23 protein-coding genes are annotated in these 25,467 nt (G+C 68.9%); 8 read left to right on the top strand and 15 right to left on the bottom strand.

All coding sequences use genetic code 11. The features are described from left to right. Window positions 1-9: 9 nt before the first annotated feature. The 4 genes from ACFVAE_RS00390 to ACFVAE_RS00375 all read right to left on the bottom strand — a co-directional run bounded on the left by ACFVAE_RS00390 (window position 10) and on the right by ACFVAE_RS00375 (window position 2,660). The gene (locus ACFVAE_RS00390) at window positions 10-609 is read right to left on the bottom strand and encodes a hypothetical protein (protein ID WP_378886943.1); all 600 of its coding nucleotides are present in this window, start codon (window positions 607-609) and stop codon (window positions 10-12) included. Beyond that, on the bottom strand, window positions 606-1,544 hold the full coding sequence (gene rsmH, locus ACFVAE_RS00385; RefSeq protein ID WP_378886942.1) for a 16S rRNA (cytosine(1402)-N(4))-methyltransferase RsmH: 939 nt from the start codon (window positions 1,542-1,544) through the stop codon (window positions 606-608). The genes ACFVAE_RS00390 and rsmH overlap by 4 nt, the downstream gene beginning before the upstream one ends. Window positions 1,545-1,654: 110 nt before the next feature. Beyond that, entirely contained in the window at window positions 1,655-2,086 is a 432-nt protein-coding gene (gene mraZ / locus ACFVAE_RS00380; protein ID WP_378859807.1) for a division/cell wall cluster transcriptional repressor MraZ, read from the bottom strand. Between the two features lie 190 nt (window positions 2,087-2,276). Further along, window positions 2,277-2,660 carry a DUF3040 domain-containing protein gene (locus ACFVAE_RS00375; RefSeq protein ID WP_378886941.1) on the bottom strand — a complete coding sequence of 128 codons (384 nt, stop codon included), beginning with the start codon at window positions 2,658-2,660 and terminating at the stop codon, window positions 2,277-2,279. A 116-nt stretch (window positions 2,661-2,776) separates the two neighbouring features. On the opposite strand from ACFVAE_RS00375, the gene ACFVAE_RS00370 reads away from it, so the two are divergent. Further along, a complete protein-coding gene (locus tag ACFVAE_RS00370; RefSeq protein ID WP_378886940.1) occupies window positions 2,777-3,865 on the top strand; it encodes a polyprenyl synthetase family protein in 1,089 nt (362 codons plus the stop codon). A gap of 3 nt (window positions 3,866-3,868) precedes the next feature. On the opposite strand, the gene ACFVAE_RS00365 is transcribed toward ACFVAE_RS00370, so the two are convergent. Then, window positions 3,869-4,213, bottom strand: coding sequence for an Rv2175c family DNA-binding protein (locus tag ACFVAE_RS00365; RefSeq protein WP_378886939.1), 345 nt, complete (start codon window positions 4,211-4,213; stop codon window positions 3,869-3,871). Window positions 4,214-4,361: 148 nt separating this feature from the next. Here ACFVAE_RS00365 and ACFVAE_RS00360 point away from each other — a divergent pair, with 148 nt between their 5' ends. Next, window positions 4,362-5,735 carry a LysM peptidoglycan-binding domain-containing protein gene (locus ACFVAE_RS00360; protein WP_378886938.1) on the top strand — a complete coding sequence of 458 codons (1,374 nt, stop codon included), beginning with the start codon at window positions 4,362-4,364 and terminating at the stop codon, window positions 5,733-5,735. 63 nt (window positions 5,736-5,798) lie between these two features. Beyond that, complete coding sequence (gene pknB, locus ACFVAE_RS00355) at window positions 5,799-7,748, top strand: Stk1 family PASTA domain-containing Ser/Thr kinase (protein WP_378886937.1); 1,950 nt, start codon at window positions 5,799-5,801, stop codon at window positions 7,746-7,748. 73 nt (window positions 7,749-7,821) lie between these two features. Here the strand turns inward: pknB and ACFVAE_RS00350 are convergent, their stop codons facing one another. Both ACFVAE_RS00350 and ACFVAE_RS00345 read right to left on the bottom strand, forming a co-directional pair. Then, window positions 7,822-9,189: a class II 3-deoxy-7-phosphoheptulonate synthase gene (locus ACFVAE_RS00350; RefSeq protein WP_378886936.1), complete on the bottom strand. Its 1,368-nt coding sequence runs from the start codon at window positions 9,187-9,189 to the stop codon at window positions 7,822-7,824. A gap of 53 nt (window positions 9,190-9,242) precedes the next feature. Beyond that, on the bottom strand, window positions 9,243-9,932 hold the full coding sequence (locus tag ACFVAE_RS00345) for a lysophospholipid acyltransferase family protein (protein ID WP_378886935.1): 690 nt from the start codon (window positions 9,930-9,932) through the stop codon (window positions 9,243-9,245). A 139-nt stretch (window positions 9,933-10,071) separates the two neighbouring features. On the opposite strand from ACFVAE_RS00345, the gene ACFVAE_RS00340 reads away from it, so the two are divergent. Next, window positions 10,072-11,901 (top strand): AMP-dependent synthetase/ligase, encoded by a 1,830-nt coding sequence (locus tag ACFVAE_RS00340; RefSeq protein WP_378886934.1) that lies wholly within the window; start codon window positions 10,072-10,074, stop codon window positions 11,899-11,901. Window positions 11,902-11,961: 60 nt separating this feature from the next. On the opposite strand, the gene ACFVAE_RS00335 is transcribed toward ACFVAE_RS00340, so the two are convergent. The 3 genes from ACFVAE_RS00335 to ACFVAE_RS00325 are packed head-to-tail and all read right to left on the bottom strand — an operon-like array spanning window position 11,962 to window position 18,171. Further along, on the bottom strand, window positions 11,962-12,453 hold the full coding sequence (locus ACFVAE_RS00335; protein ID WP_378886933.1) for a peptide deformylase: 492 nt from the start codon (window positions 12,451-12,453) through the stop codon (window positions 11,962-11,964). Then, window positions 12,450-14,720, bottom strand: coding sequence for a MinD/ParA family protein (locus ACFVAE_RS00330; RefSeq protein WP_378886932.1), 2,271 nt, complete (start codon window positions 14,718-14,720; stop codon window positions 12,450-12,452). Before ACFVAE_RS00330 ends, ACFVAE_RS00335 begins: the two co-directional genes overlap by 4 nt. Before the next feature lie 43 nt (window positions 14,721-14,763). Continuing rightward, window positions 14,764-18,171 carry a pyruvate carboxylase gene (locus tag ACFVAE_RS00325; protein ID WP_378886931.1) on the bottom strand — a complete coding sequence of 1,136 codons (3,408 nt, stop codon included), beginning with the start codon at window positions 18,169-18,171 and terminating at the stop codon, window positions 14,764-14,766. Between the two features lie 85 nt (window positions 18,172-18,256). On the opposite strand from ACFVAE_RS00325, the gene ACFVAE_RS00320 reads away from it, so the two are divergent. Next, a complete protein-coding gene (locus tag ACFVAE_RS00320; RefSeq protein WP_378886930.1) occupies window positions 18,257-19,069 on the top strand; it encodes a ParA family protein in 813 nt (270 codons plus the stop codon). Between the two features lie 62 nt (window positions 19,070-19,131). Here ACFVAE_RS00320 and ACFVAE_RS00315 read toward each other — a convergent pair whose 3' ends face one another. The 3 genes from ACFVAE_RS00315 to ACFVAE_RS00305 form a co-directional block, all read right to left on the bottom strand. Further along, window positions 19,132-19,677, bottom strand: coding sequence for a MerR family transcriptional regulator (locus tag ACFVAE_RS00315; RefSeq protein ID WP_378858037.1), 546 nt, complete (start codon window positions 19,675-19,677; stop codon window positions 19,132-19,134). Window positions 19,678-19,798: 121 nt separating this feature from the next. After that, window positions 19,799-20,479, bottom strand: a complete 681-nt coding sequence (locus ACFVAE_RS00310; protein WP_378886929.1) for a MerR family transcriptional regulator — start codon at window positions 20,477-20,479, stop codon at window positions 19,799-19,801. Further along, window positions 20,479-20,961, bottom strand: a complete 483-nt coding sequence (locus ACFVAE_RS00305; RefSeq protein ID WP_378886928.1) for an FHA domain-containing protein — start codon at window positions 20,959-20,961, stop codon at window positions 20,479-20,481. Before ACFVAE_RS00305 ends, ACFVAE_RS00310 begins: the two co-directional genes overlap by 1 nt. A gap of 87 nt (window positions 20,962-21,048) precedes the next feature. Here ACFVAE_RS00305 and ACFVAE_RS00300 point away from each other — a divergent pair, with 87 nt between their 5' ends. The 3 genes from ACFVAE_RS00300 to ACFVAE_RS00290 all read left to right on the top strand — a co-directional run bounded on the left by ACFVAE_RS00300 (window position 21,049) and on the right by ACFVAE_RS00290 (window position 24,621). Next, a complete protein-coding gene (locus ACFVAE_RS00300; protein ID WP_378886927.1) occupies window positions 21,049-21,720 on the top strand; it encodes a copper resistance protein CopC in 672 nt (223 codons plus the stop codon). Between the two features lie 9 nt (window positions 21,721-21,729). Next, the gene (lpdA, locus tag ACFVAE_RS00295; protein WP_378886926.1) at window positions 21,730-23,127 is read left to right on the top strand and encodes a dihydrolipoyl dehydrogenase; all 1,398 of its coding nucleotides are present in this window, start codon (window positions 21,730-21,732) and stop codon (window positions 23,125-23,127) included. 66 nt (window positions 23,128-23,193) lie between these two features. Further along, a complete protein-coding gene (locus ACFVAE_RS00290; RefSeq protein ID WP_378886925.1) occupies window positions 23,194-24,621 on the top strand; it encodes a serine hydrolase domain-containing protein in 1,428 nt (475 codons plus the stop codon). A 12-nt stretch (window positions 24,622-24,633) separates the two neighbouring features. On the opposite strand, the gene ACFVAE_RS00285 is transcribed toward ACFVAE_RS00290, so the two are convergent. Together ACFVAE_RS00285 and ACFVAE_RS00280 are read right to left on the bottom strand one after the other, a co-directional pair. Further along, a complete protein-coding gene (locus ACFVAE_RS00285) occupies window positions 24,634-25,254 on the bottom strand; it encodes a CYTH domain-containing protein (protein WP_378886924.1) in 621 nt (206 codons plus the stop codon). Next, window positions 25,247-25,462: a response regulator gene (locus tag ACFVAE_RS00280; RefSeq protein WP_378886923.1), complete on the bottom strand. Its 216-nt coding sequence runs from the start codon at window positions 25,460-25,462 to the stop codon at window positions 25,247-25,249. Before ACFVAE_RS00280 ends, ACFVAE_RS00285 begins: the two co-directional genes overlap by 8 nt. Window positions 25,463-25,467: the final 5 nt, after the last annotated feature.

Below are 25,467 nucleotides of genomic sequence, written 5' to 3'. Positions count from 1 at the left end.
TTGTTTTCTTCAGTGCGTCTGCGGGATGGGCAGGCCGTCGTCCAGGGACGGCGGCAGGTTCGACTCGGGCTTCTTCTCCGCGGCATCCGCGTCCGCGGCATCCTCGCCGGCGGCGCCGGATGCCGCGCCGCCCTTGGTCGTGGGATCCGCCGCCTTCGGTGCATCGATCAGGGCGTTGCCGACCTTGGTGGACCCGTTCGGGTCGACCGTCGAGACCCAGCCCGCACCGTCTTTCACGCCGAGCACGGCTCCGTCGCTGAGCCGGAGGTAGGACGCGCTGCCGGCGACGACCAGACCGAGGGATGCCGCCTTGCTGGCGAGCGACTGCGGCGAGCTGAGCCCGACGAGTTCGTCCTGCATCGCCTGCTTCTCGAGGCTGAGCGCGTGCTGCTTGGCGTTCAGGTCGGCCAGGACGAAGGAATCCTGCGTCGATGCCAGCGAGAGCGCCATCTGCGCGATGCCGATCAGGGCGACGCCGCCGACCGCCAGCAGCGCGTAGGCGAGTCGTGGTCGGCGCCTGCGCCCGGGCGCGCTCACGGCGTGCAGGCGGCGTTCGGAAGCGGATTCCGGCTTCTCGCGGGGTTCGGCGCGGAGCGCGTTCAGGCTCATGTCGCCTCCCTGATCTTCTCGGCCGCGCGCAGACGCACGGGGATCGCGCGCGGGTTGCGCGCGCGTTCTTCTTCGGTGGCCTGCTCCGCACCCTTGGTGAGGATGCGGAAGCGCGGCGCGTGTTCGGGCAGCTCCACCGGAAGGCCGGCGGGGGCTGTGGAGGCCGCAGCGGCGGCGAAGGCCTGCTTCACCAGGCGGTCCTCCAGCGATTGGTACGACATGACGGCGATGCGCCCGCCGACGGCAAGGGCGTCCATTGCCGCCGGGATGGCGTCCGCGAGTACGTTCAACTCGGCGTTGACCTCGATGCGCAGCGCCTGGAACACCCGCTTGGCGGGATGCCCCGCGCGTTGGGCGGCCGCCGGGGTCGCCTCGATCAGCAGGTCGACGAGCTCACCGGAGCGGACCAGCGGATGCTGGTCGCGAGAGGCGACGATGAACCGCGCGTAGCGCGCGGCGAGCTTCTCCTCGCCGTAGCGTTCGAAGATGCGGCGCAGATTGCCCTCGCTGTAGGTGGCCAGGACCTCGGCGGCGGTGATGCCCTTGGTCTGGTCCATCCGCATGTCCAGCGGAGCGTCCTTGGAGTAGGCGAAGCCGCGCTCCGCCTCGTCCAGCTGCAGGGAGGAGACGCCGAGGTCGAACAGCATCGCCGATGCGCCCTGCGCGTGCAGGCCGATCTCGTCGTACACGGTGTGCACCAGGGTGACCCGGTCGCCGAACGGGGCGAGCCGCTCCCCCGCGATGCGCAGCGCGTCGGTGTCGCGATCGAGCCCGATCAGGCGGATGTTCGGGAATCGCTCGAGGAACGCCTCGGAGTGACCGCCCATGCCGAGCGTGGCATCGACGAGGACGGCGCCGTCGCGCTCGAGCGCGGGAGCGAGGAGCTCGACGCAGCGGTCGAGCATGACGGGGATGTGGATGTCGCGGAGGCTCATGATCTTTCGGGTCCTGTCGTGTGAGGTGACCTCCGGCTCTGATTCCCCTCCGCTCGACCCGGCACCGGGGAAGTGTGTCGGGGCGGAGCGGCGGGGCATCACAGCCGTGGTCAGAACAGGCCGGGAATCACCTCCTGCTCGAGGTCTGCGTAGCTCTCCTCGTTGGAGGCGAGGTAGTCGTTCCACGCGGCGGCGTCCCAGATCTCGGCGTGGGCGCCGACACCGGTGACGACGAGCTCCTTGCCGAGCCCGGCGTACTGCCGCAGGTGCGCAGGAAGGGTGATGCGGTTCTGGCTGTCCGGCATCTCGGCGCTGGCGCCGGAGAGGAACATGCGCAGGAAGTCGCGGGCCTGCTTGTTGCTGAGCGGAGCCTGACGGATCTTCTCGTGCAACTCCTCGAACTCGGCGGTGCTGAAGACATAGAGGCAGCGCTCCTGTCCACGGGTGACCACGATGCCGCCGGCGAGATCCTCGCGGAACTTCGCAGGAAGGATGACCCTTCCCTTGTCGTCCAGTTTCGGCGTGTGGGTACCCAGAAGCATCGGCCTTCACCCCCTCTGAATCCGGCCAACTCGAGGTGCGCCCCACTTTACTCCACTTCTCTCCACTTTCCTACGACATTCCACCCCGAATCTTGTCCACGCCCGCCGCGCATCGGCTCGCGGGCACGAAAAAACCCCGGAATCTCAAGGATTCCGGGGCAGTGGAGTGGAGTGGAGGGAAGGTGGAGGGTCAGCGCTCTTCCTGGCGGCGATCCCACCGGTCGTTCATGCGATCCATGAACGACGAGGAGTCGGAGCCGCGGGACGGCCGGTCGTCCCGCGCGGGGGTGCCGGTGCGACGCACGGGCGTGAAGGCGAGCATCACGCCGGCGAGCATCGCGAGGAACGCGACGACTCCCACGACGATGCTGAACACGCTGCCCAGCTGTGCGCCGAGCGCGACCGCGGCGATGAGTCCGCCGATGCCTGCCAGCAGCAGTAGAGCGCCGTAGATCAGGTTGCGATAGCTGAGCGATCGGTCTCCCGAGGGCGCGGTGACGACATCGGCGTCGTTCTGGAGGAGATGGCGTTCCATCTCGTCGAGCAGACGCTGCTCCTGTTCGGAAAGAGGCATTTCCATCCCCCTCGGGTTCGTCTTCTCATCTTACTCTTGCGCAGCGCGCTCGGGCCAGCGTTCGCCCATAACCACCTGCGTATCGACTGTGTCTGTATGCACCTTAGGCTGTGAACGTGTCCGCCTCCCCCACAGTTCCTGAAGCCGTCGCCGCACGCCTGGATCTCTTCCTCGCGGAACGCAGGGCGGATGCCGCGGAGTACGGGCCGGACGGGGCTGCCTTCCTCAACGCGGCCGCGGCCACACTGGCGGGCGGCAAGCGGCTGCGCGCGAGCTTCTGCCGCACAGGATGGGCCGCCGTCGCACGACGCAGCGACGCTCGTGCGACGGAGAGCGACGCGCTGTGGGATCTGTGCGCGGCGCTCGAGATCTTCCAGTCCGCGGCACTCGTGCACGACGACCTCATCGACAACTCGGACGTGCGCCGCGGGATGCCCGCCGCGCACCGTGCCCTCGAGCACACCCACCGAGTCGCGGGATGGAGCGGCGACGCCGAGGCGTACGGGCGATCCGCCGCGATTCTGCTCGGCGATCTGCTCGTGGCGTGGAGCGACGATCTGGCGGAGCAGGCCATCGACGGACTCCCCTCCGCGCGTCTCGTGCGAGCCGAGTACGCGAGGATGCGCCGGGACGTCACCGTCGGACAGCTGCTCGACATCGCCGAGGAGTCGGCGTGGAGCGTGCATCCCGCTGACGAGCACGCCGATCGCGCGCTTCGTGTCGCATCGCTGAAGTCCGCCCGCTACAGCGTCGAGCAGCCGCTGGTGCTCGGCGCGGCCTTCGCGGGGGCGGATGACGAGCAGCTCGCGGCGCTGCGCGCCTTCGGGCATCCCGTCGGCATCGCGTTCCAGCTGCGCGACGACGTGCTCGGCGTGTTCGGCGATGCGGCCGTGACCGGCAAGCCCGCGGGCGACGATCTGCGCGAGGGCAAGCGCACTGTGCTGGTCGCCCGCACCCGTGCCGCGCTGTCCTCCTCGGCCAGGACCGTGTTCGACGAGATGCTCGGCGACCCCGAACTGAGCCACGAGCAGATCAGGTCGCTGCAGGCGACGATCACCGACACGGGCGCACTGGCCTCCGTGGAGGAGATGATCGCCGATCACGCGGCGCGCGCGGATCGCGCTCTGAAGGGTGCCCCCTTGGACAACACCGCCGTCGGCGAGCTCCGTGATCTGGCCAGAGCCGCGACGAGTCGCACCCGCTAGGACTCAGGCGAGCGTGCGCGCGATGCGCCGCACCTCGCTCTTGTGACCGGCCAGCAGTGCTGCGATCGGGCTGCGCCCGAGCGTCTCCTCCTCGGCGAGCAGCCAGTCGATCGCCTCGTCGTCGCCGAAGCCGGCATCCTGCAGCGCGATGACCGTGCCGCGCAGCGAAGGCAGCGGATGCCCGTCGACGATGAAGATCGCCGGAACCTGGACCGGACCGTTCCGACGCGAACCGATCAGATAGTGCTCATCGAGCAGGCGCCGCACCCGGCCCGGCGTCTCGTCGAGAGCCTCGGCGAGGTCGGGGATGGTCAGCCAGACAGTGCTCTCAGCGGAATTCTCGGACACCTGCCCACTATCTCACGACCGCGGCCACGGCGCCGAAGCGGGATGTCGGTGAACAGTTTTCACATTCTTCACACCTTTCACTTCTGTTGACAACCGTTACCAACCGTGTCAGCGTGTCAGAAGCCGAAACCAAGGGGGGTCCTTGACAATGCGTACCTTTACCGCACGCGAACGCGGCCTGAGCGTCGGAGTCTCCGCCGCCGCCGTAGGGGCACTCGCCGCGACACTGACCGTCGCTCCCGCATCCGCCGACACCGTCTCCGCGAGGGCTCCCCAGGGCCTGGTCCCGCAGCACTCCGGGACGCACCAGCTGTCGGCCACGCCCATGCACGCACGCGTCGCGCCGGCCGCCGTCGCACCCGCCTCGTACACCGTGCGCGCCGGCGACACCGTCTGGTCGATCGCGAAGAAGCACGGCCTTCGTACCGCCGACGTCCTCGCCTGGAACGGCATGACGGCGCGGTCGGTGATCTATCCCGGGCAGAAGCTGAAACTGAAGAAGCCTGCGGCTGCCGCGCGGCCCGCGGCCACCGCGCCGGCTGCGGTGAAGCCGAAGACGCACACCGTGGCCAAGGGCGACACCGTCTACGGGATCGCCCGGAAGTACGGCACCTCCGTCTCCGCGATCCTCGCCGCGAACCACCTCGGCGCTTCCGCCGTCATCCACCCCGGGCAGCGGCTCATCGTCTCCGGCGCGGCCTCCGCCCGGCCGGCGGCGGCGAAGCCGGCCTCGAAACCGGCCTCCGCCGCGGCCAAGACGCACACCGTCGCCACGGGCGACACCGTCTACAGCATCGCCCGCAAGTACGGCACCTCCGTCTCCGCGATCCTCGCCGCGAACCGCCTCGGTGGGTCGGCGATCATCTACCCCGGGCAGAAGCTCGTGCTGCAGGCCGCGAAGCCGGCACCCGCCTCCGCGGTGCGACCGGCCGCGAAGCCGGCCGCAGCCAAGACGCACACTGTGGCCGCGGGCGACAGTCTGTACACGATCGCGAAGAAGTACCGCACCACTGTCGCGGTGATCCTCGAGGCGAACGACCTCGGTGCGTCGTCGATCATCTACCCCGGGCAGAAGCTGAAGCTCACCCTTCCCGCCGACACGCAGCGCTCCGCGCGACTGGACGCCCAGCAGACCGCGAACGCCAGACTCATCATCCGTGTCGGCCGCCAGCTCGGTGTGCCGGACCGCGGCATCCAGATCGCGCTGGCCACCTCGATGGTCGAGTCCTCGATGCGCAACCTGAACGGCGGCGACCGTGATTCGCTCGGTCTGTTCCAGCAGCGCCCCAGCCAGGGATGGGGCACGAAGGCGCAGATCATGAACGCGGAGCGCAGCGTCCGCGTCTTCTACGGGGGCGCATCCGACCCGAACGGCAAGAAGTCTCGTGGTCTCCTCGACGTGCGCGGATGGCAGAGCAAGAGCTTCGGCGGTGCCGCACAGGCCGTGCAGATCTCGGACTACGCGCACCGCTACGGGCAGTGGGAGCAGCAGGCTCGCCGCTGGCTGTCCGCGCTCGGGTAACAGGACGGCCTCAGGGGTGAGCCGTTGCCGAGTCACACAGGCAGTCCTCCCTAGACTTTCCCTGTGACCAGTCAGCAGGCCGACCCTCTCATCGGGCGGCTTGTCGACGGCAGATACCGGGTCCGTGCGCGTATCGCCCGCGGTGGCATGGCCACCGTGTACGTCGCCACCGACCTGCGCCTCGAGCGGCGCATCGCCCTGAAGGTGATGCACGCGCACCTCAGCGACGACTCGGCGTTCCAGAGCCGTTTCATCCAGGAGGCGCGCGCGGCCGCACGGCTCGCCGACCCGCACGTGGTCAACGTGTTCGACCAGGGCCAGGACGGCGAGCTCGCCTACCTGGTGATGGAATACCTCCCCGGCATCACGCTGCGCGAACTGCTCAAGGAGCAGAAGCGGCTCAGCATCCCGCAGACCATCACGATCATGGATGCCGTGCTCTCCGGTCTCGCCGCCGCGCACCGCGCCGGAATCGTGCACCGCGATGTCAAGCCCGAGAACGTGCTGCTCGCCGAGGACGGCCGCATCAAGATCGGTGACTTCGGTCTGGCGCGCGCCACGACCGCGAACACCGCGACCGGCGCCCAGCTGCTCGGCACCATCGCGTACCTCGCGCCGGAGCTGGTCACCCGCGGCACGGCCGATGCCCGAAGCGACATCTACGCCCTCGGCATCATGCTCTACGAGATGCTGGTCGGCGAGCAGCCCTACAAGGGCGAGCAGCCCATGCAGATCGCGTTCCAGCACGCCACCGAGCAGGTCCCGCGGCCCAGCGCGCGCAATTCCTCCGTGCCCGAGCAGCTCGACGAACTCGTGCTGTGGGCCACCGAGAAGTCACCCGAGGAGCGTCCTGTCGATGCGCAGGAAATGCTCGACCGGCTGCGCGACATCGAGCGCGAGCTCGATGTGAAGCCGATGGTCACCGCGGCGCTGGTGGCTCCGAGAGGCCCCTCCGCCGACACCGGCTCGGTCACCCGTGTCCTCACCGGGCCGACGGCGTCCGCCGAGCCGATCGCCGCTCCCCCGGCGCAGCTCGACAACGCCACCGTGCTGCGACGCCGGGTCTCGCACAGGAAGGCGCGCGGCGCCTTCCTGATGGCGCTCGTCCTGCTCCTTGCGGTGCTGGCCGGCGGCGTCGGATGGTGGTTCGGATCCGGGCCCGGTTCGCTGGTCGCCGTCCCTCAGGTCGCCGGTATGACCTATGACGCTGCCGCGGCGGCGCTGAAGGCGGACGGATTCGTCCCGATCCAGCGCGACGAGAACTCGGTCGACGTCGCCGCGGGGACCGTGATCGACACCAAACCGGGCAAGGGCGAGAGGCTCGATCAGGGTGCGAAGGTGCGCGTCATCGTGTCGATCGGCCCCGCCTCGCACGAGTTGCCCGCCCTCGGCGGGAAGAGCGAGTCCGAGGTGCGCACCGCCCTGACGAGCGCCAACCTCGAGGTCGACGACCAGTCCGAGGAGTACTTCACTCCCGACGCCGCACGGGACAAGGTCATCAACGTGCGGATCACACCGCGCGACGGCGCGAAGCCGTTCGGCTGCGCGGCCGGATGCACGGTGCACGAGGCCGACCAGGCGACTGTGCAGGTGTCGCTGGGAGCCCTGCCCGACGTCATCGGTCAGCCGGACGACAAGGCGGCCAAGACGCTCACGGACGCGGGTCTGACGGTTTCGGACGAGCGCATCCACAAGTGGAGCGACGACGTGAAGAAGGGCAACGTCATCCGGCACTCTGACCGGCAGGGCGGCGGCCTGTGGCGGCCTGGTGACACCATCACCCTGACCGTCTCCGACGGGCCTCAGCCGGTCGAGGTGCCGGACGTCGGCGGCAAGACCCTGGCCGAGGCGAAGAAGGAGCTGGAGGACGTCGGCCTGAGGGCTGAGTACGCGGCATGGGGCGACCTTCCGGGCTTCGGCGACACGGTCGTCGTCACCAAGCAGAATCCGAAGGCCGGAAAGACCCTTCCCAAGGGCAGCACCGTGAAGCTGGACATCCAGCTCAACGGCTGATCGTTCGCCTGTCCCGACCTCGACATGCGGAAGGCTCGACACCGCTGGGCGATGTCGAGCCTTCTCTCGCCGGTCAGCGCTTCTCGAGCTCCTCGGCGACGAGGAACGCCAGCTCGAGGGACTGCATGTGGTTCAGGCGGGGGTCGCACAGCGACTCGTAACGCGTCGCCAGCGCGGCCTCATCGATGTGCTCGGAGCCTCCGAGGCACTCGGTGACGTCGTCGCCGGTGAGCTCCACGTGGATGCCGCCCGGGAACGTGCCCACCGCCCTGTGCGCCTCGAAGAAGCCGCGCACCTCGTCGACCACGTCGTCGAAGCGACGGGTCTTGTACCCCGTGGGGGTGGTGATGCCGTTGCCGTGCATAGGGTCGGTTACCCACAGCGGGGTCGCCCCGGAGTCCTTCACCGCTTCGAGCAGCGGCGGCAGCGCGTCGCGGATCTTGCCTGCCCCCATCCGGGTGATGAAGGTGAGGCGTCCGGGTTCGCGGTTCGGGTCGAGCTTGTCGATCAGCTCCAGCGCCGTCTCGGGCGAAGTGGTCGGACCGAGCTTCACGCCGATCGGGTTGCGGATCTTCGAGAAGTAGTCGACGTGCGCACCGTCGAGGTCTCGGGTGCGCTCACCGATCCAGAGGAAGTGCGCCGAGGTGTTGTACGGCGTGTCCGTGCGCGAGTCGACGCGCGTCATCGGACGCTCGTAGTCCATCAGCAGGCCCTCGTGACCGGTGAAGAACTCCACGCGCTTGAGCTCGTCGAAGTCGGCGCCTGCCGCTTCCATGAACTTGATCGCGCGATCGATCTCGGAGGCCATGCGCTCGTATCGCTGATTGGCGGGGTTCTTCGCGAAACCGGTGTTCCACGAGTGCACCTCGCGCAGATCGGCGAAGCCACCCTGCGTGAACGCGCGGATGAGGTTCAGCGTGGATGCCGCCATGTGGTAGCCCTGCAGCAGGCGGGACGGATCCGCTGTGCGCGATCCCTCGGTGAAGTCGTAGCCGTTCACGATGTCACCGCGGTACGCGGGCAGCGTGACGTCGCCTCGGGTCTCGGTGTCGCTCGAGCGCGGCTTGGCGAACTGGCCCGCCATGCGCCCCATCTTCACCACCGGCATCGAGGCGCCGTACGTGAGCACGACAGCCATCTGCAGGACGGTCTTGATCCGGTTGCGGATCTGATCGGCGGTGGCGCCGGCGAACGTCTCGGCGCAGTCGCCGCCCTGCAGCAGGAACGCGCGGCCGGATGCCGCCCGGGCGAGGCGCTCGCGCAGGTTGTCCACCTCACCGGCGAACACCAGCGGTGGCAGACCGGCGAGCTGGGCGGAGACCTCAGCGACGCGACCCGCATCGGGCCACTGCGGCTGCTGCTTGATCGGCAGCTCGCGCCACTCGTCGAGGACTCGGGTGTCGAACGCGGCGATCGGGGCGTCAGGCAGCGACTGGGGCATCCCCTCAGCCTAGTCGCGGTGAAGGGTGGTCAGGACGACGATGACGACGCGGGTCAGCGCACCGGAGCCGGCATCCGGTCCTTGACCGACGATGCGTAGACGTCGTCGTATCGCTGGGCTCCCAGGCGCTGCAGCGCGACCATGATCTCGTCCGTCACCGATCGCAGGATGTACCGGTCGTTCTCCATGCCCGCGTACCGGGAGAAGTCCAGCGGCTCGCCGATCACCATGCCCACGCGCACCACCCGAGGCATCCGACGTCCGATCGGCATCGCCGTGTCGGTGTCGATCATCACGACGGGGATGACGGGCACCCTGGCCTCGAGCGCCATTCGCGCGATACCGGTGCGCCCGCGGTAGAGCCTGCCGTCCGGGCTGCGAGTGCCCTCCGGGTAGATGCCGAGCAGGTCTCCCCTGCCGAGCACCTGCAGGCCGGTGTTCAAGGATGCCTCGGACGCCTTGCCACCGGAGCGGTCGATCGGCAGCTGGCCGGTCGCGCTCATGAAGAACTTCGTCGCCCAGCCCTTGATGCCGCGTCCCGTGAAGTAGTCGCTCTTCGCGAGGAACGACATCCGCCGGTCCAGCATGAGCGGCAGGAAGATCGAGTCCGCGAAGGAGAGATGGTTGCTGGCCAGAATGGCGGCACCCGTGGTGGGGATGTTGTCGCGCCCCACGATCCAGGGTCGGAAGATCGCTTTGACCAGCGGCCCGATCACGACGTACTTCATCAGCCAGTAGAACATCGCCTCGCAGTCTACTGCGTGCCCTGGCCGGAGCACGGGAACCGCACGAGCAGCCGCGACTGAGTTCCAGCTTGCTCGCGACTGAATCTCATGACGTAGACTCGGAGAAACCCGCCCGCCTGGTACCGAAGGAGCTGCCGTGGTTCAGTTCGAAGCACCCGCGATCGTCCCCGCCGACCCCGAAGCGAACGTCACGGATCTTCTCGAGAAGCGTGTGGAGGCGACTCCCGACCGCGCGCTGTTCTCCGTCCCGGAGGGTGCGGGGTGGCGCGACATCTCCGCAGCCGACTTCCGCACCGCCGTCATCGCGCTGGCCAAGGGCTTCGTCGCCGCCGGCATCCAGCCGGGCGAGAAGGTCGGCTTCATCGCCCGCACCACCTACGAGTGGACGCTGGTCGACTTCGCACTCTTCTACGCCGGCGCGGTCATGGTGCCGATCTACGAGACGAGCTCTCCTGCCCAGATCCAGTGGATCATGGAGGACTCCGGTGCGATCGCGCTCATCGCCGAGTCGCCCGACCACTTCACCCGCATCGATGAGGTCCGCGGCGACCTGCCCCTCGTCCGCGAGGTCTGGCAGCTGCACCTCGGCGCGGTCGACACGCTCACCGCGCAGGGTGCGGTCATCGACGACGCGGAGATCGAGCGCCGTCGCTCGATCGCGAACGGCAGCGACATCGCGACCCTCATCTACACGTCCGGCTCGACCGGCCGCCCGAAGGGGTGCGTGCTCACGCACAGCAACTTCGTCGAGCTGTCGCGCAACGCCTCCGAGTCGCTCAAGGACGTCGTGAACACCCCCGGCGCCTCGACCGTGCTGTTCATCACGCTCGCGCACGTGTTCGCCCGGTTCATGTCGATGCTGTACATCCACGCGGGTGTCCGCGTCGGCCACCAGCCCGACACCAGGCACCTCATCGACTCGCTCGGCTCGTTCCAGCCGTCGCTGCTGCTGGCGGTCCCGCGCGTGTTCGAGAAGGTCTACAACTCGGCCGAGCAGAAGGCGGAGGCCGGCGGCAAGGGCAAGATCTTCCGCGCCGCCGCTGCCGCGGCTGTGGAGCACTCGAAGCTGCTGGAGCGCGGCGAGAAGATCCCCTTCGGCCTGCGCATGCGCTTCGCCATGTTCGACAAGCTCGTCTTCTCGAAGCTGCGCGCGGCCATGGGCGGCAAGGTCGTCTACGCCGTCTCGGGCTCCGCACCGCTCGGCGACCGGCTCGGGCACTTCTTCCGCAGCCTGGGCGTCGTGATCCTCGAGGGCTACGGCCTCACCGAGACCACCGCCCCGGCGACCGTGAACCGTGAGGACCGGTTCAAGATCGGCACCGTCGGTCCCGTGCTCCCCGGCGTCGGCATCCGCCTCGCCGAGGACGGCGAGATCGAGGTGCGCGGCATCTGCGTGTTCAAGGAGTACTGGAACAACCCCGAGGCGACCGCGGCCGCGTTCGACGACGGCTGGTTCCGCACCGGCGACCTCGGCTCGTTCGACAAGGACGGCTTCCTGACGATCACGGGACGCAAGAAGGAGATCATCGTGACCGCCGGCGGCAAGAACGTCGCCCCGGCTGTCCTCGAGGACCCGATCCGCGCGAACCCCATCGTCGGACAGGTGGTCGTGGTCGGCGACCAGAAGCCCTTCATCGCGGCGCTGGTCACCCTCGACACCGAGATGCTGCCGACCTGGCTGGCCAACAACGGTCTGCCTGCGGAGCTCTCGCTCGCGGACGCCGCACGGAACGACGCCGTCCGCGCCGAGGTGCAGCGCGCGATCGACCACGCGAACACCCTGGTCTCGCGCGCCGAGTCGATCCGCAAGTTCACGATCCTGCCGACGGAGTGGACAGAGGACAGCGGGCACCTCACGCCCAAGATGTCCATCAAGCGCAACGTGATCCTGAAGGACTTCGCGGGCGACATCGAGGAGATCTACACCGCGCAGCCGGTGCAGACCACGAACGTCTCGCTCGGCTGAGGCCAGACATCGAAGAAGGGGCTCGCACGATGTGCGAGCCCCTTCTTCGATGTCAGCGGGTCAGAACCATGAGCTCTCGCGCACCTGACGCATCGCGAGCTTGCGGGTCTCGGGGTCCAGGCGACCGAGGTACACCATGCCGTCGAGGTGGTCGGTCTCGTGCTGCAGCGCCTGAGCCAGCAGTCCTTCGCCCTCGAGGACGACGGCCGTCCCGTCGAGATCGATGCCCTCCACACGGGCCCACGGATACCGCGGGGTGTCATGCCACAGCCCGGGGACGGACAGACAACCCTCCCCCGTCGGCTGCGGCTCTCCGCGGACCTCGGTGAGCACCGGGTTGAGCACGTAGCCGATGTCGCCGTCGATGTTGTAACTGAACGCACGCACGGCGACGCCGATCTGCGGCGCGGCCACACCGGCCCGCCCTGGCAGCTCGACGGTGTCGACGAGGTCGTCGACCAGGGCGCGCACGCCGTCGTCGATCTCCTCGATCGGCGCGCATACGGTGCGCAGCACTGGGTCGCCGTACAGCCGGATCTCGCGGACGCTCATCGGACGGGGACCCGCGAGCGCAGACCCTCGACGAGCTCGGCGGCGAGCTCACGCGCGGCCAGGCGCGTCTCCGGTGCCAGGCTCGACCAGACGATCGCCCCGCCGCCCGCGATCTGCGGGTCGTACGGGATGCGGACGACGTGACCGACGCGCGTCGAGAAGTGCGCCTGGAGCTCGTTCAGCCGTACCAGGGGCGTACCGGGCGTGGACTGGTTCAGGACGACGACGGCATCGCGCGCCTTGTCGCCGTATCCGTTGGTCTCCAGCCAGGTGAGGGTCTCGGAGGCGAGTCGCGCCTCGTCGACGCTGAGGCCGGAGACGATCACGATCTGGTCGGCGAGGTCGAGCGTCGCGCCCATGACGTCGTGCACGATCCCCGTGCCCGTGTCGGTGAGCACCAGCGAGTAGTAGTGCGCGGCGACACCGGCGACATCGCGGTAGTCGGCATCGCTGAACGCCTCAGCGACACGGGGATCGCTGTCCGATGCGAGCACGTCGAGACGGGTGTGGTCCCTGGCGACGAGCGCTGAGACGTCGTGGAAGCCCTGCACCTCGTCCTTCGCACGCACGAGATCTCGCACAGAGTGCGAGGTGTCGCCGACGATGCGGTCGGCGAGCGTGCCGCGATCGGGGTTCGCATCCACCGCGATCACGCGGTCATCTCGTGCATCCGCCAGCGCCATGCCGAGCAGGGCCGTCACCGTCGTCTTGCCGACTCCGCCCTTGCGCGACAGCACCGGCACGAATCGCGCGTTGCCCTGCAGCGTGCCGGCGATCCGCCCGGAGAGCTCCTTGCGGGCGCGGGCCTTCTTGCTGTCTCCGAGGTTGATGCGCCGACCGGACACTGTGTACACCAGGTGACTCCAGGTGCCCTCCGGCTCGGGCTTGACCATGCGGCTCGGGTCGAGCAGCCGCTCCGCCGTCAGCAGGTCGGCGCTCTCGCGGGACGAGTCGCGGGACGCGTCGCCGAGCCGCTTCGAGGCCAGAGCGATCTCGGCCGTGCGATGCGCCTCCGCACGAGTGCGCGGCGCACCGGCCGCGGTGCGGGGTGCGAGATCGCGCTTGTCGTCAGTGTCCACAGTCGTCTCCTCCTCAGGAGCGGTGAGCGTGCCGGCGACGGCCGCCGCGACGGATGCCTCGGCTGTCACCTCGTCCTTACGATCCTGCTCGTCGGCGGCTTCGGCGTCCAGGTCTTCACCCTGGTCCGCCTCTGCGGCGGCGAGCTCCTCCTCAGGATGTTCCTCCGCGGGCAGCTCGTCGGAGACGACCTCATCGACCTGCTCGGGCTCGGCGACCGGCGCAAGCTCCTCGGCCGCCTCGTCCTCGAGGTCGTCCACGTCGTCCTCTGCCTCTTCTTCCTCGTCGAGGTCGTCGTCGTCCTCGTCGTCCGCGGGGAGGTCTTCGTCCTCGAGTTCCTCGTCGTCGAACTCGTCGTCCTCGTCGGGCTCGTCAAGGTCGTCGGCCTCGTCGTCGGAGCCGGCGTCCGGCGCGTCGGACTCTTCGTCGGCCCCGTCTTCGACGTCCCCGTCGCGTTCGTCCTCGTCGGTCGCGTGCTCGTCGGCCTCGACTTCAGCCGTGGCGACGTCGTCGGCCTCGACCTCAGCAGTCCCGTCCTCGTCGCTCTCGACCTCGGCGGGCTCGACTTCGGCGACCTCGTCCTCGGCGACCTCGTCCTCGTCGGCCTCGACTTCCGAAGGCTCGACTTCAACTGTCGCGTCCTCATCGATGCCCGCTTCCGGGGTCTCGACGGCGGCGGATTCGAGTTCGGCGCTCCCGGCGTCCGCACTCTCATCGACGAGCTCCTCGTCCTCGAGCTCCTCGTCCTCGAGCTCCTCGTCCTCGCGGACGTTGTCTTCCGCAAGTCCCCGGTCCACGGCGTCGACGTCATCCTCCGCGTCATCCTCGTCCAGGACGACCTCCGCGGTCACGACGTCGGGCTCGTCGACGACGACAGGCTCCTCGATCTCGGCGGGCAGCTCGATGATGATCTCGGTGGTGTCGCGGTCGAGGCGCTCCAGCGTCTCCTCGTCTGCCACGCCCGAGCGGTCGATGACGAGATCGGAGACCAACTCCGTCGTGGAGATCTCGTCGCCGAGGACATCGTCGTCGGCATCCAGATCCTCGTCGTCGCCGCCGGTCGGCATGACCACGCTCACCTGCGCGGTGGCCCCGAGGAACCCGATCCCCGCGTCGTCCAGCGATGCGGAATCGTCGAGGACGCCGAGGGTATCGTCGCCGTCCTGGTCGTCGTTCTTCTTCTGCGGCACGGTTCTCCTCGAAAGCTTGTGCGAGCACGTCGCCCGCACAAGATTACTGGCCTGGACTGATCACGACCAAAAGATCGCCCGCGTCCACCTGCTGGGTGGCGCCGATGGCGAGTCGCTCCACCACGCCTGAGACGGTCGCGGTGATCGCAGCCTCCATCTTCATCGCCTCGATGGATGCGACCGGCTCGCCCATCCGCACGGTGTCGCCCGCGGCGATCTGCAGCGTGACGACTCCGGAGAACGGCGCCGCCACCTGACCCGGTTGGGCCGAGTCGGCCTTCTCTGCCTCATGGGCGTCCACGACCACTGAGCGGTCCCTCACCGACACCGGTCGCAGCTGGCCGTTCAAAGTCGTCATCACGGTGCGCATTCCGCGCTCGTCGGCATCGCCCACCGCTTCGAGCCCCACGTAGAGCTGCACACCGCGATCGATCTCGATGAGGTGCTCCTGCCCCGGCACCAGCCCGTACAGGTAGTCGCCGGTCTCGAGCACGGACAGGTCGCCGTACTGCTCGCGGGTCTGCGCCAGCTCGCGCGTCGGCGCCGGGAACAGCAGCTCGTTCAGCCTGGCGCGCCGCCCGGCGCTGTCACCGGCCAGCACTCGCTCGTCATCGGCGGAGATGTCGGTGATGGACGGCCGCACCGAACGCCCGGCGAGCACCTTGGTGCGGAACGGCTCGGGCCATCCGCCCGGCAGGTCGCCGAGCTCGCCGGCCATGAAGCCGACCACGGAATCGGGCACATCGTAGTTCTGCGGGTTCTGCGCGAAGTCGGCGGGGTCCGCCTTGACCGCGGCCAGGTGCAGCGCGAGGTCGCCGACGACCTTCGACGACGGCGTGACCTTCGGCACCCGACCGAGGATCGCGTTCGCCGCGGCGTACATGTCCTCGATGAGCTCGAAGTCGTCCGCCAGTCCCAGCGCCTTCGCCTGCTGCCGCAGGTTAGACAGCTGCCCGCCGGGGATCTCGTGGTGGTAGACGCGTCCGGTGGGACCGGGCAGGCCGGACTCGAACGGCGCGTACTGGTTTCGCACCGCCTCCCAGTACGGCTCCAGATCCGACACGCCGGCCAGATCGATCCCGCTGTCCCGCTCGGTGTGCGCGAGCGCCGCGACCAGCGCCGACAGCGAGGGCTGACTGGTCGTGCCGGAGAGGGGCGCGGACGCGGCATCCACTGCATCCACGCCGGCGGCGGACGCCGCCAGCAGCGTGGCGAGCTGACCTCCGGCGGTGTCGTGCGTGTGCAGGTGCACCGGCAGATCGAAGCGTTCGCGCAGCGCGGTGACGAGCTTCGCGGCAGCGGCGGGGCGCAGCAGCCCCGCCATGTCCTTGATCGCCAGCACATGCGCACCGGCATCGGCGATCTGCTCGGCCAGTCGCAGGTAGTAATCCAGCGTGTAGAGGTCCTCCGCCGGGTCGAGCAGGTCGCCTGTGTAGCACAGCGCCACCTCCGCGACCGCGGTGCCCGTGGCCCGGACCGCGTCGATCGCCGGGCGCATCTGTGCGACGTCGTTCAGGGCGTCGAAGATGCGGAAGATGTCGATGCCGGATGCCGCGGCCTCCTGCACGAACGCATCGGTGACCGCAGTCGGGTACGGCGTGTATCCGACGGTGTTCCGCCCGCGCAGCAGCATCTGGATCGCGATGTTCGGCAGTGCCGCGCGCAGCTTGTCCAGCCGCTCCCACGGGTCCTCGCCGAGGAACCGGAGCGCGACGTCGTAGGTCGCTCCTCCCCAGGCCTCAACCGAGAACAGCTCCGGCGTGAGCCGCGCCAGGTGCGGTGCGGCCGCGACCAGGTCGCGGGTGCGCACGCGCGTGGCCAGCAGGGACTGATGCGCATCGCGGAACGTCGTGTCGGTGATCGCGAGGGCCGTCTGCGCACGCAGCGATCTGGCGAAGCCCTCAGGGCCGAGCTCGAGCAGCCGCTGCCGGGAGCCCGCCGGCGGTTCCGCGCCGAGGTCGGTCGCAGGGAGCTTCCCGCTCGGATCGGCAGTGCCGGGGTGCGGCCCGTTCGGCCTGTTGACCGTGACGTCCACCAGCCAGTTCAGGATCTTCGAGCCGCGGTCCTTCGAGACCCGGCCCTGCAGCAGCTCGGGCCGCTCGTCGATGAAGGAGGTGCTGACGTCGCCTGCGACGAATGCCGGGTCGTCGAGCAGCGCCTGCAGGAAGGGGATGTTGGTCGACACCCCGCGGATGCGGAACTCGGCCAGTGCGCGTCGCGCTCGGGAGACCGCTGCGGGGAAGTCACGACCGCGGCAGGTCAGCTTCGAGAGCATCGAGTCGAAGTGCGGGCTGATCTGCGCGCCCTGATGCACCGTCCCGCCGTCGAGGCGGATGCCCGCGCCGCCGGGCGAGCGGTAGGTGGTGATCTTGCCGGTGTCGGGACGGAACCCCTGCGCCGGATCCTCCGTCGTGATCCGGCACTGCAGTGCCGCACCACGCGGCCGGATGTCGTCCTGCTCGAGGCCGAGCTCGGCGAGGGTGGCGCCCGATGCGATGCGGATCTGCGCCTGCACCAGGTCGACGTCGGTGATCTCCTCGGTGACGGTGTGCTCCACCTGGATGCGCGGGTTCATCTCGATGAACACCACCTCGCCGGTGCGCTTCCCCGCCGTCTCCAGCAGGAACTCCACCGTTCCGGCGTTCACATAGCCGATGGATCGGGCGAACGCGACCGCGTGCCTGTGCAGCTCGCGCCGCACGTCGTCGTCCAGGTTCGGCGCCGGCGCGATCTCGACCACCTTCTGATGGCGCCGCTGCACCGAGCAGTCCCGCTCGAACAGGTGCACGGTCTCGCCCGTGGCATCCGCCAGCACCTGCACCTCGATGTGCCGGGGGCGCAGGACGGCCTGCTCCAGGAACATCCGCGGATCGCCGAACGCGCTCTGCGCCTCGCGCATGGCCTCGGCCAGAGCGGCGGCGAGCTCGTCCTTCGTCTCGACGCGCCGCATCCCTCGGCCACCGCCTCCGGCGACGGCCTTCGCGAACAGCGGGAAGCCGACCTCGTCCGACTGGTCGAGCAGTTCGTCCACGTCGTCGGATGCTTCGGTCGAGCGCAGCACCGGGACTCCGGCGCCGATCGCATGGCGCTTCGCCTCGACCTTGTTCCCCGCCATTTCCAGCACATGCGCGGGCGGGCCGATGAAGGAGATGCCGGCGGCGGCCGCCTTCTCTGCGAGCTCGGGGTTCTCGGAGAGGAAGCCGTAGCCCGGGTAGATCGCGTCTGCGCCCGATTCCACAGCGACCCGGACGATCTCGTCCACGTCGAGATAGGCGCGCACCGGATGTCCGCGTTCACCGATCTCGTACGCCTCGTCGGCCTTCAGCCGATGGATCGAACCGCGGTCCTCGTACGGGAACACGGCGACGGTGCGCGCTCCCACTTCGAAGGCCGCCCGGAACGCGCGGATCGCGATCTCGCCGCGGTTGGCCACCAGGATCTTCTGGAACATGCACACCTCTGGATCGGTGCGCGCAGACGCGCACAGGAGCGGGGCTGAGTGTTCACTCAGACTAGGGCACTGTAAGTTGGAGGATGTGCACGTACTCAGCGTCAGCTCCCTCAAAGGAGGCGTAGGCAAGACGACCGTGACCCTCGGTCTCGCCAGCGCCGCCTTCGCCCGTGGCATCCGTACCCTCGTGGTCGACCTCGACCCGCAGTCGGACGTCTCCACCGGCATGGACATCCAGATCGCCGGCAGGCTGAACATCGCCGACGTGCTGGCCAACCCGAAGGAGAAGGTCGTCCGTCAGGCGATCACCACGAGCGGGTGGACGAAGGTGCACCCCGGCACGATCGACGTGCTGATCGGGAGCCCCTCCGCGATCAACTTCGACGGCCCGCACCCCAGCGTCCGCGACGTGTGGAAGCTCGAAGAGGCGCTTGCGACCGTCGAGAGCGAGTACGACCTCGTGCTCATCGACTGCGCCCCCTCGCTGAACGCACTCACCCGCACCGCCTGGGCGGCGAGCGACCGCGTCCTCGTCGTGACCGAGCCCGGTCTGTTCTCGGTCGCCGCGGCCGACCGCGCGCTGCGCGCGATCGAGGAGATCCGTCGTGGACTCTCCCCTCGTCTGCAGCCCCTCGGCATCGTCGTGAACCGTGTGCGCCCGCAGTCCATCGAGCACCAGTTCCGCATCAAGGAGCTGCGCGACATGTTCGGCCCGCTGGTGCTCTCGCCGCAGCTGCCCGAGCGCACCTCGCTGCAGCAGGCGCAGGGCGCCGCCAAGCCTCTGCACATCTGGCCTGGCGATTCCGCGCAGGAGCTCGCCGCCGACTTCGACCAGCTGCTCGACCGTATCGTCCGCGCAGGCCGGGTCCCGGTGCCGGAGACCGGCGCACAGGCCTGACGCGCCCCGAAACGACAGAACGCCCGGCTTCGGCCGGGCGTTCTCGTATGTCTGGGTGCTGATCAGGCGGTGCGCTTGGCACGCCGCTGCGCGAGCTCGTCGACCGGGTCGGGAGCAGTCGGGTCGAACTCGACGAGGGTCGACTCGACCTCACGGAGCACCTTTCCGACGGCGATGCCGAACACGCCCTGACCGCGGCTGACCAGATCGATCACCTCGTCGTTCGAGGTGCACAGGTAGACGGAGGCGCCGTCGCTCATGAGTGTGGTGCCCGCCAAGTCACGGATGCCAGCGGCGCGGAGCTGCTCGACCGCGATGCGGATCTGCTGTAGCGAGATGCCGGTGTCGAGTAGCCGCTTGACCAGCTTGAGGACGAGGATGTCGCGGAAACCGTAGAGCCGCTGGGAACCGGAGCCGCTCGCGCCGCGGACCGTGGGGACGACCAGCTCGGTGCGCGCCCAGTAGTCCAGCTGGCGGTACGTGATGCCCGCCGCTCGAGCGGCGATCGCACCGCGGTAGCCGACCTCGTCGTCCATCGCGGGAAGACCGTCCGTGAAGAGGAGTTCGGTCACGAAGCGCGGGTCTCCGGAGAGCTCATCCGCATTCATAGTTGTCTCCTCCTCAGACCGGGTACCACTCCCCCCGGAGCGGCTATCTCCACGGTAGAGCAGGGGTGGTGGTCGGGCAACGACATCCGGTGCACGTCGGAGGTGTGTCGCAACCTGTTCGTTATGAGAGCATCCGCGACAGCGCCGCGGACACCAGGATGCTGCGCGCCTCATCGATGCGGGCGGCCAGCTCCGGAGCCAGTTCACCGGCGCGGCCGCGGGACGCGGCATCGGTGCGGCGCAGCATCGGCTGCAGTGCCGACTCGATCAGCGCCACCTCGCGCTCCGCGCCCTGGCGCAGCGTGCGCAGGTGACGGGGCTCGATGCCGTGGCGGTCGAGGGCGACCAGGCTGCGCAGCAGGGCGACGGTCTGGTCGGTATAGGTGTCGGCGGCGGCGATCAGACCGGTGCTGACCGCGTCGTTCAGCAGCTGCGGCGCGGCACCCGCTGCCAGCAGCAGCTCATCGCGACGGTACCTGCGAGTCGGAGGAGTGATCGACGGAGGGGGCGACACCTGCTGGCCCTCGACGACGTCGTCGAGCTGTTCGCGGATGACGTCCAGTGGCATGTAGTGGTCGCGCTGCAGGGTGAGGGCGGTGCGCAGTCGCTCCACATCGGCGGCGGAGAACTTCCGATAGCCGGACTCGGTGCGCGACGGCGTGACGATCCCCCGCGCCTCGAGGAAGCGCAGCTTGCTGGCCGTGATCTCCGGGAAGTCCGGCGTCAGTCTCGACAGCACCTGACCGATGCTCAGCAGGCCCGCGGGCGCTGCGCGCTCGCGGGCTGGGGAGGAAGCCGCCATCAGGCGTTCGCAGCCGCGACGTCGACCGGAGAGGCGAAGAAGTTGAGCCGGAACTTGCCGACGCGCACCTCATAGCCGTTCTGCAGCAGGCTGCGGTCAGCGCGCTCGCCGTTCACGTAGGTTCCGTTCAGCGAGCGCTGATCGATGATCTCGAACGAGGTGCCCGTGCGAGTGATCTCGGCATGACGACGCGACACGGTCACGTCGTCGAAGAAGATGTCGGCCTCGGGATGGCGACCGATCGTGGTCACATCCGCATCGAGCAGGTATCGCGCGCCGGCCAGCGCACCCGAGCGCACCAGCAGCAGTGCGGACCCCGAGGGCAGCGCGGAGATCGCCGACTGCTCGGCTTCGGTCAATTCGACTCCGAACGGCACGAAGGACAGATCGGAGTCGTGTCCGAAGGTCTGCGTCACATCGTGGCGCTGCTCGCCGTTGCGGTGGATCGCGTCGTCGCCGTATCGGCTCTGGCTGTCAGTCACGGGTCACCCTCCTTCCGTCAAGACTAACGGATCGGAGCAGCGCATCGGGAGGGTCTCAGACGCCGGATGCCGACCTAGGCTGGGGACGTGCAGACAACCTGGCCCTCTCGAAGAATCCCGCTCGCCGTGCTGTTCGCGGCGCTGCTGACCGCCGCCTTCCTGCTGGCCGGCCCGCTGTCCGCCTCGGCGCACGACGAGCTCGTCTCCGCGAGCCCCGCCGCGGACGCCACCGTGGAGACCCTCCCGGCTCAGCTCGTGCTCACCTTCAGCGGTGACGTGCTGGACGCGGAGGGCGCGACCATGATCCAGGTGACCGATCCCTCCGGAGCCCCTGTCACGGACGGCGCGCCGACAGTGGACGGCCCGGCGGTCACGCAGCCCCTCGCGGCGGGAGCCCCCGCGGGGGCCTACCACGTCGCGTGGAAGGTCGTCTCCGCCGACGGACATCCGATCGCCGGTGAGTACGCCTTCACGGTGACCACCGGAACCGAGGTCAGCACACCGACCCCGACGACGGCGCCGACCCCGGCACCGACCGTGACCGAGACCGCCCCCGCTCCCACCGTGACCGTCACGGCCACCCCTGCTCCCGCCGCCGGCTCCGCCTCGGCGGTGTGGCTGTGGGTCCTGCTGATCGTCGCGATCCTGGTCATCGCCGGCATCGCGATCTGGTTGGGCCTGCGCCGCAGACCCGCCGACAGCAAGGATGCGGCGTCATCCGATGACGCCCCCGCCTCCACCGATCCCTCCGACCGATAGGCTGAGAACATGCCACACTACGATGTCGTCATCCTCGGCGCGGGCCCTGGCGGCTACGTCGCCGCAGTCCGCAGCGCACAGCTCGGACTGTCCACCGCCATCATCGAGGAGAAGTACTGGGGAGGGATCTGCCTCAACGTGGGCTGCATCCCCTCGAAGTCGCTCCTGAAGAACGCGGAGATCGCGCACACCTTCACCCACAAGGCCGATTTCTTCGGCATCTCCGGTGACGTGAGCTTCGACTTCGGCGCGGCGTTCGACCGCAGCCGCAAGGTCGCGGACACCCACGTCAAGGGCATCCACTTCCTGATGAAGAAGAACAAGGTCACCGAGTACGACGGTCGAGGCACCTTCACGGGGCCGAAGGCGATCTCGGTAGCCAAGTCGGACGGCACGACCGAAGAGGTCACCTTCGACAACGTCATCATCGCCACCGGCTCCACCGTGCGTCTGCTGCCCGGCGTGCAGCTCAGCGACAACGTCGTGACCTTCGAGGAGCAGATCCTCACGCGCGACCTGCCCGAGTCGATCGTCATCGTCGGCGCCGGCGCGATCGGCATGGAATTCGCCTACGTGCTGACCAACTACGGCGTGAAGGTCACCATCATCGAGTTCCTCGACCGCGCCCTCCCCAACGAGGACGTCGAGGTCTCGAAGGAGATCCAGAAGCAGTACAAGAAGCTCGGTGTCGACATCCTCACCTCCACCGCGGTGAAGACCGTCACCGACAACGGCTCCTCCGTGCACGTCACGTACGAGACCCGCGACGGCCAGCCCGGTGAGATCACCGCAGGCAAGGTGCTCATGTCGGTCGGCTTCGCGCCGAACGTGAACGGCTACGGCCTGGAGAACACCGGCGTCGCGCTCACCGAGCGCGGTGCGATCGACATCGACGACCACATGCGCACCAACGTCGAGGGCATCTACGCGATCGGCGACGTCACCGCGAAGCTGCAGCTCGCGCACGTCGCGGAGGCGCAGGCCGTCGTCGCCGCCGAGACCATCGGCAAGGCCGAGACCATGACGCTGGGCGACTACCGGATGATGCCGCGTGCGACGTTCTGCCAGCCGCAGGTCGCCAGCTTCGGCCTCACCGAGGAGCAGGCGCGCGCCGAGGGTCGCGAGATCAAGGTCGCCAAGTTCCCGTTCAGCGCGAACGGCAAGGCCAACGGCCTTGGCGAGCCGATCGGCTTCGTCAAGCTGATCGCCGACGCCGAGCACCTCGAGCTCATCGGCGGCCACCTGATCGGCCCGGACGTGTCCGAGCTCCTCCCCGAGCTGACGCTGGCCCAGAAGTGGGATCTCACCGCGCTCGAGGCCGCCCGCAACGTGCACACCCACCCGACGCTGTCGGAGGCGTTGCAGGAGGCCTTCCACGGCCTTGCGGGTCACATGATCAACCTCTGATCGATCCTGATCGGAGTGGGGCGGTGCGGGATTCGCACCGCCCCACTCGTTTCTGCGAAGGCGCCGATGACGACCGAACTGCTCCCGCGCTCCACTCCCGCCGACCAAGGGGTCTCGTCGCGTGCGGTCGACGCCCTGCTCGACAGGCTCGCCGCCAAGGGGATCGAGTGCCACTCGCTGATGATCGTGCGCCACGGCCACGTGATCGCCGAGGGATGGTGGGCGCCGTACTCGGCGGAGCGCCCGCACCTGCTCTACTCGCTCACCAAGTCGTTCACGTCGATGGCTGTCGGACTCGCCGTCGAGGACGGAGTGCTGTCCCTCGACGACCGGGTCGCCGACGTCCTGCCCGACCACGTGCCGTCGGATGCGCCGGAGCAGGCCCTCCGGCTCACCGTCCATCACCTGCTGACGATGACCGCAGGACACGAGGATGACACCCTCGTAGAGGGCTGGGAACGAGAGCCGCAGGACCTCGTGAAGGGATTCCTGCGCGTCCCGGCTGTAGCCCCCGAGGGCACTCTGCACACCTACGACAATGCGACGACCTTCATCCTCGCCCGCATGGTGGAGCGGGTCACCGGTCGCCCGCTGGACGATTACCTCGACGACCGTCTCCTCGCCCCGATGGGCATCGCCGATGCGGACTGGGACCGCGTGGGCAGTGGCGCCGTGTTCGGCTTCCACGGCCTGCATCTGCGCACCGAGGCCGTCGCCGCCTTCGGTGAGCTCCTGCGGCGCAGAGGCCTCTGGGGCGAGCAGCGACTGGTGTCCGCGGAATGGGTGGACCTCGCCACGCGATCGCATGTCGAGAGCCGTTACCACCCGGAGATCACGCACGCTCCGGACTTCCGATCCGGCTACGGCTACCAGATCTGGATGTCGCAGCATGGGTTCCATGGCAACGGCGCCTACGGACAGCACTGCATCGTCGTCCCCGCGCACGAGCTGGTGGTGGTCCTCACCTCAGCGCAGACGAGGGTGGAGCACGCTCAGGATGTGCTCGACGCCGTGTGGGACTGCCTGCTCCCCGGCATGGACCGCCCCACGCCGGCCGATGATCGCGGCCTGGAGGAGCGGATGCGGAACCTTCGGCTGCCGATGCCGCAGGCATCCGAGGCCGGATCCGAACGCATCCTCGCCTCGACGATCGACGCATCCATCGCGGATTCGGCGCTGCCGCACGGAACCATGATCCGCGTGAAACCGGCCGACGACGGCTGGATCGTCCGCATCGGCGCTCTCTTCGAAGTGCCGGTGGGACGCGCACGGTGGCACGACAGCGCTCCGCTCGGCCGTCCGGTGTCCGCGTCGGGAGGCTGGCGCGACGACACCTTCATCGCCGACCTGCAGCTGACGACCGCGCCGCACCGGGTGCGGCTCACCGTCGGCTCTCGGACGGCCACGGCCGTCTGGACGACGGTGCCCCTGACGACCTCGAATCTCGTCCTGCACCTCACAGCGCCGCTGATGACGCGGCCCGAGGTCGCCTGAACGAGACCCGGGTCAGCGCCCGAGAGCGCGTGCGAGCTTCGAGCCGGAGGAGGCGTCGCGGGCACCGGTGGCGAAGATCGCCTTCTCGGCCGCGGCGAAGAACGCCTGTCGACCCGCCTCATCGGCGGGTGCTGCGGGGCCGAGCTCGAGCTCCCACTCGCGCCACTCGCGACGGGAGCCGTCGCGCAGATCGGTCGCGCGCACGTGATCGTCCACGAACTCCGCGAGCACACCCCCGGAACCGATCAGGGTGACCGCGGTGCGGGAGTTCTCGATCCGCGCGATCGGCCGCAGAGCGGATGCTGGCACCGGCGCGATCGCATCGGCGACGGCATCCGGGATGACGCCCTCCTCACCCAGCGGCCAGCCGAGCTCGACCCGGCCGTCGCCGGTGCGCGGCCCCTTCAGATGCCATCCGGCATCCGGGCCGCCAGTGCGGCGGCGCAGCGCGTGCCCCGAGGTCGCGAGAGAGAACTCCACGGTGTCGAGATACTGCGCGTCGAGCTCTCGCTGTTCACCCGACGATGCCGAGATCACACCGTCGACCGTCGTCCAGTCCGGAAGCGGCGTGTCCGCGTCGACGTCGTACTTGCGCTCGACCTCGACCGACCGGGACGGCGCGGAATCAGACATCGGCAGGATTGATGTCCTCGAGGGACTCGTCGTACCAGAAGTCGATCTCGGTGGGCCCGTCGGTCGTGCCGGTGTTCTGCGGCGCACCACGACGGTTGTAGACGATCTGCGTCTCGCTGTAGGGGACGATCAGCTTGTCGTCCGCATCGTCTCCGATGGGGATGATCTGCCCGTCCAGCGGGCCACCGTGAAGTCGCGCGAGTGCCATGAGCA

This window comes from Microbacterium sp. NPDC057659 (assembly GCF_042799915.1).
GTDB lineage: Bacteria > Actinomycetota > Actinomycetes > Actinomycetales > Microbacteriaceae > Microbacterium.
The sequence above is the reverse complement of the archived record's forward strand: the minus strand, read 5'-3'. Positions and strand labels throughout refer to the sequence as shown.

Excerpts from the sequence above, each read along its gene's own strand:
- ACFVAE_RS00390 (WP_378886943.1), bottom strand. The coding sequence starts at position 609 with ATGAGCCTGAACGCGCTCCGCGCCGAACCCCGCGAGAAGCCGGAATCC.
- rsmH (WP_378886942.1), bottom strand. The coding sequence starts at position 1,544 with ATGAGCCTCCGCGACATCCACATCCCCGTCATGCTCGACCGCTGCGTC.
- mraZ (WP_378859807.1), bottom strand. The coding sequence starts at position 2,086 with ATGCTTCTGGGTACCCACACGCCGAAACTGGACGACAAGGGAAGGGTC.
- ACFVAE_RS00375 (WP_378886941.1), bottom strand. The coding sequence starts at position 2,660 with ATGCCTCTTTCCGAACAGGAGCAGCGTCTGCTCGACGAGATGGAACGC.
- ACFVAE_RS00360 (WP_378886938.1), top strand. The coding sequence starts at position 4,362 with ATGCGTACCTTTACCGCACGCGAACGCGGCCTGAGCGTCGGAGTCTCC.
- ACFVAE_RS00350 (WP_378886936.1), bottom strand. The coding sequence starts at position 9,189 with ATGCCCCAGTCGCTGCCTGACGCCCCGATCGCCGCGTTCGACACCCGA.
- ACFVAE_RS00345 (WP_378886935.1), bottom strand. The coding sequence starts at position 9,932 with ATGTTCTACTGGCTGATGAAGTACGTCGTGATCGGGCCGCTGGTCAAA.
- ACFVAE_RS00335 (WP_378886933.1), bottom strand. The coding sequence starts at position 12,453 with ATGAGCGTCCGCGAGATCCGGCTGTACGGCGACCCAGTGCTGCGCACC.
- ACFVAE_RS00325 (WP_378886931.1), bottom strand. The coding sequence starts at position 18,171 with ATGTTCCAGAAGATCCTGGTGGCCAACCGCGGCGAGATCGCGATCCGC.
- ACFVAE_RS00315 (WP_378858037.1), bottom strand. The coding sequence starts at position 19,677 with ATGAATGCGGATGAGCTCTCCGGAGACCCGCGCTTCGTGACCGAACTC.
- ACFVAE_RS00310 (WP_378886929.1), bottom strand. The coding sequence starts at position 20,479 with ATGGCGGCTTCCTCCCCAGCCCGCGAGCGCGCAGCGCCCGCGGGCCTG.
- lpdA (WP_378886926.1), top strand. The coding sequence starts at position 21,730 with ATGCCACACTACGATGTCGTCATCCTCGGCGCGGGCCCTGGCGGCTAC.
- ACFVAE_RS00290 (WP_378886925.1), top strand. The coding sequence starts at position 23,194 with ATGACGACCGAACTGCTCCCGCGCTCCACTCCCGCCGACCAAGGGGTC.
- ACFVAE_RS00285 (WP_378886924.1), bottom strand. The coding sequence starts at position 25,254 with ATGTCTGATTCCGCGCCGTCCCGGTCGGTCGAGGTCGAGCGCAAGTAC.
- ACFVAE_RS00280 (WP_378886923.1), bottom strand. The coding sequence starts at position 25,462 with ATGGCACTCGCGCGACTTCACGGTGGCCCGCTGGACGGGCAGATCATC.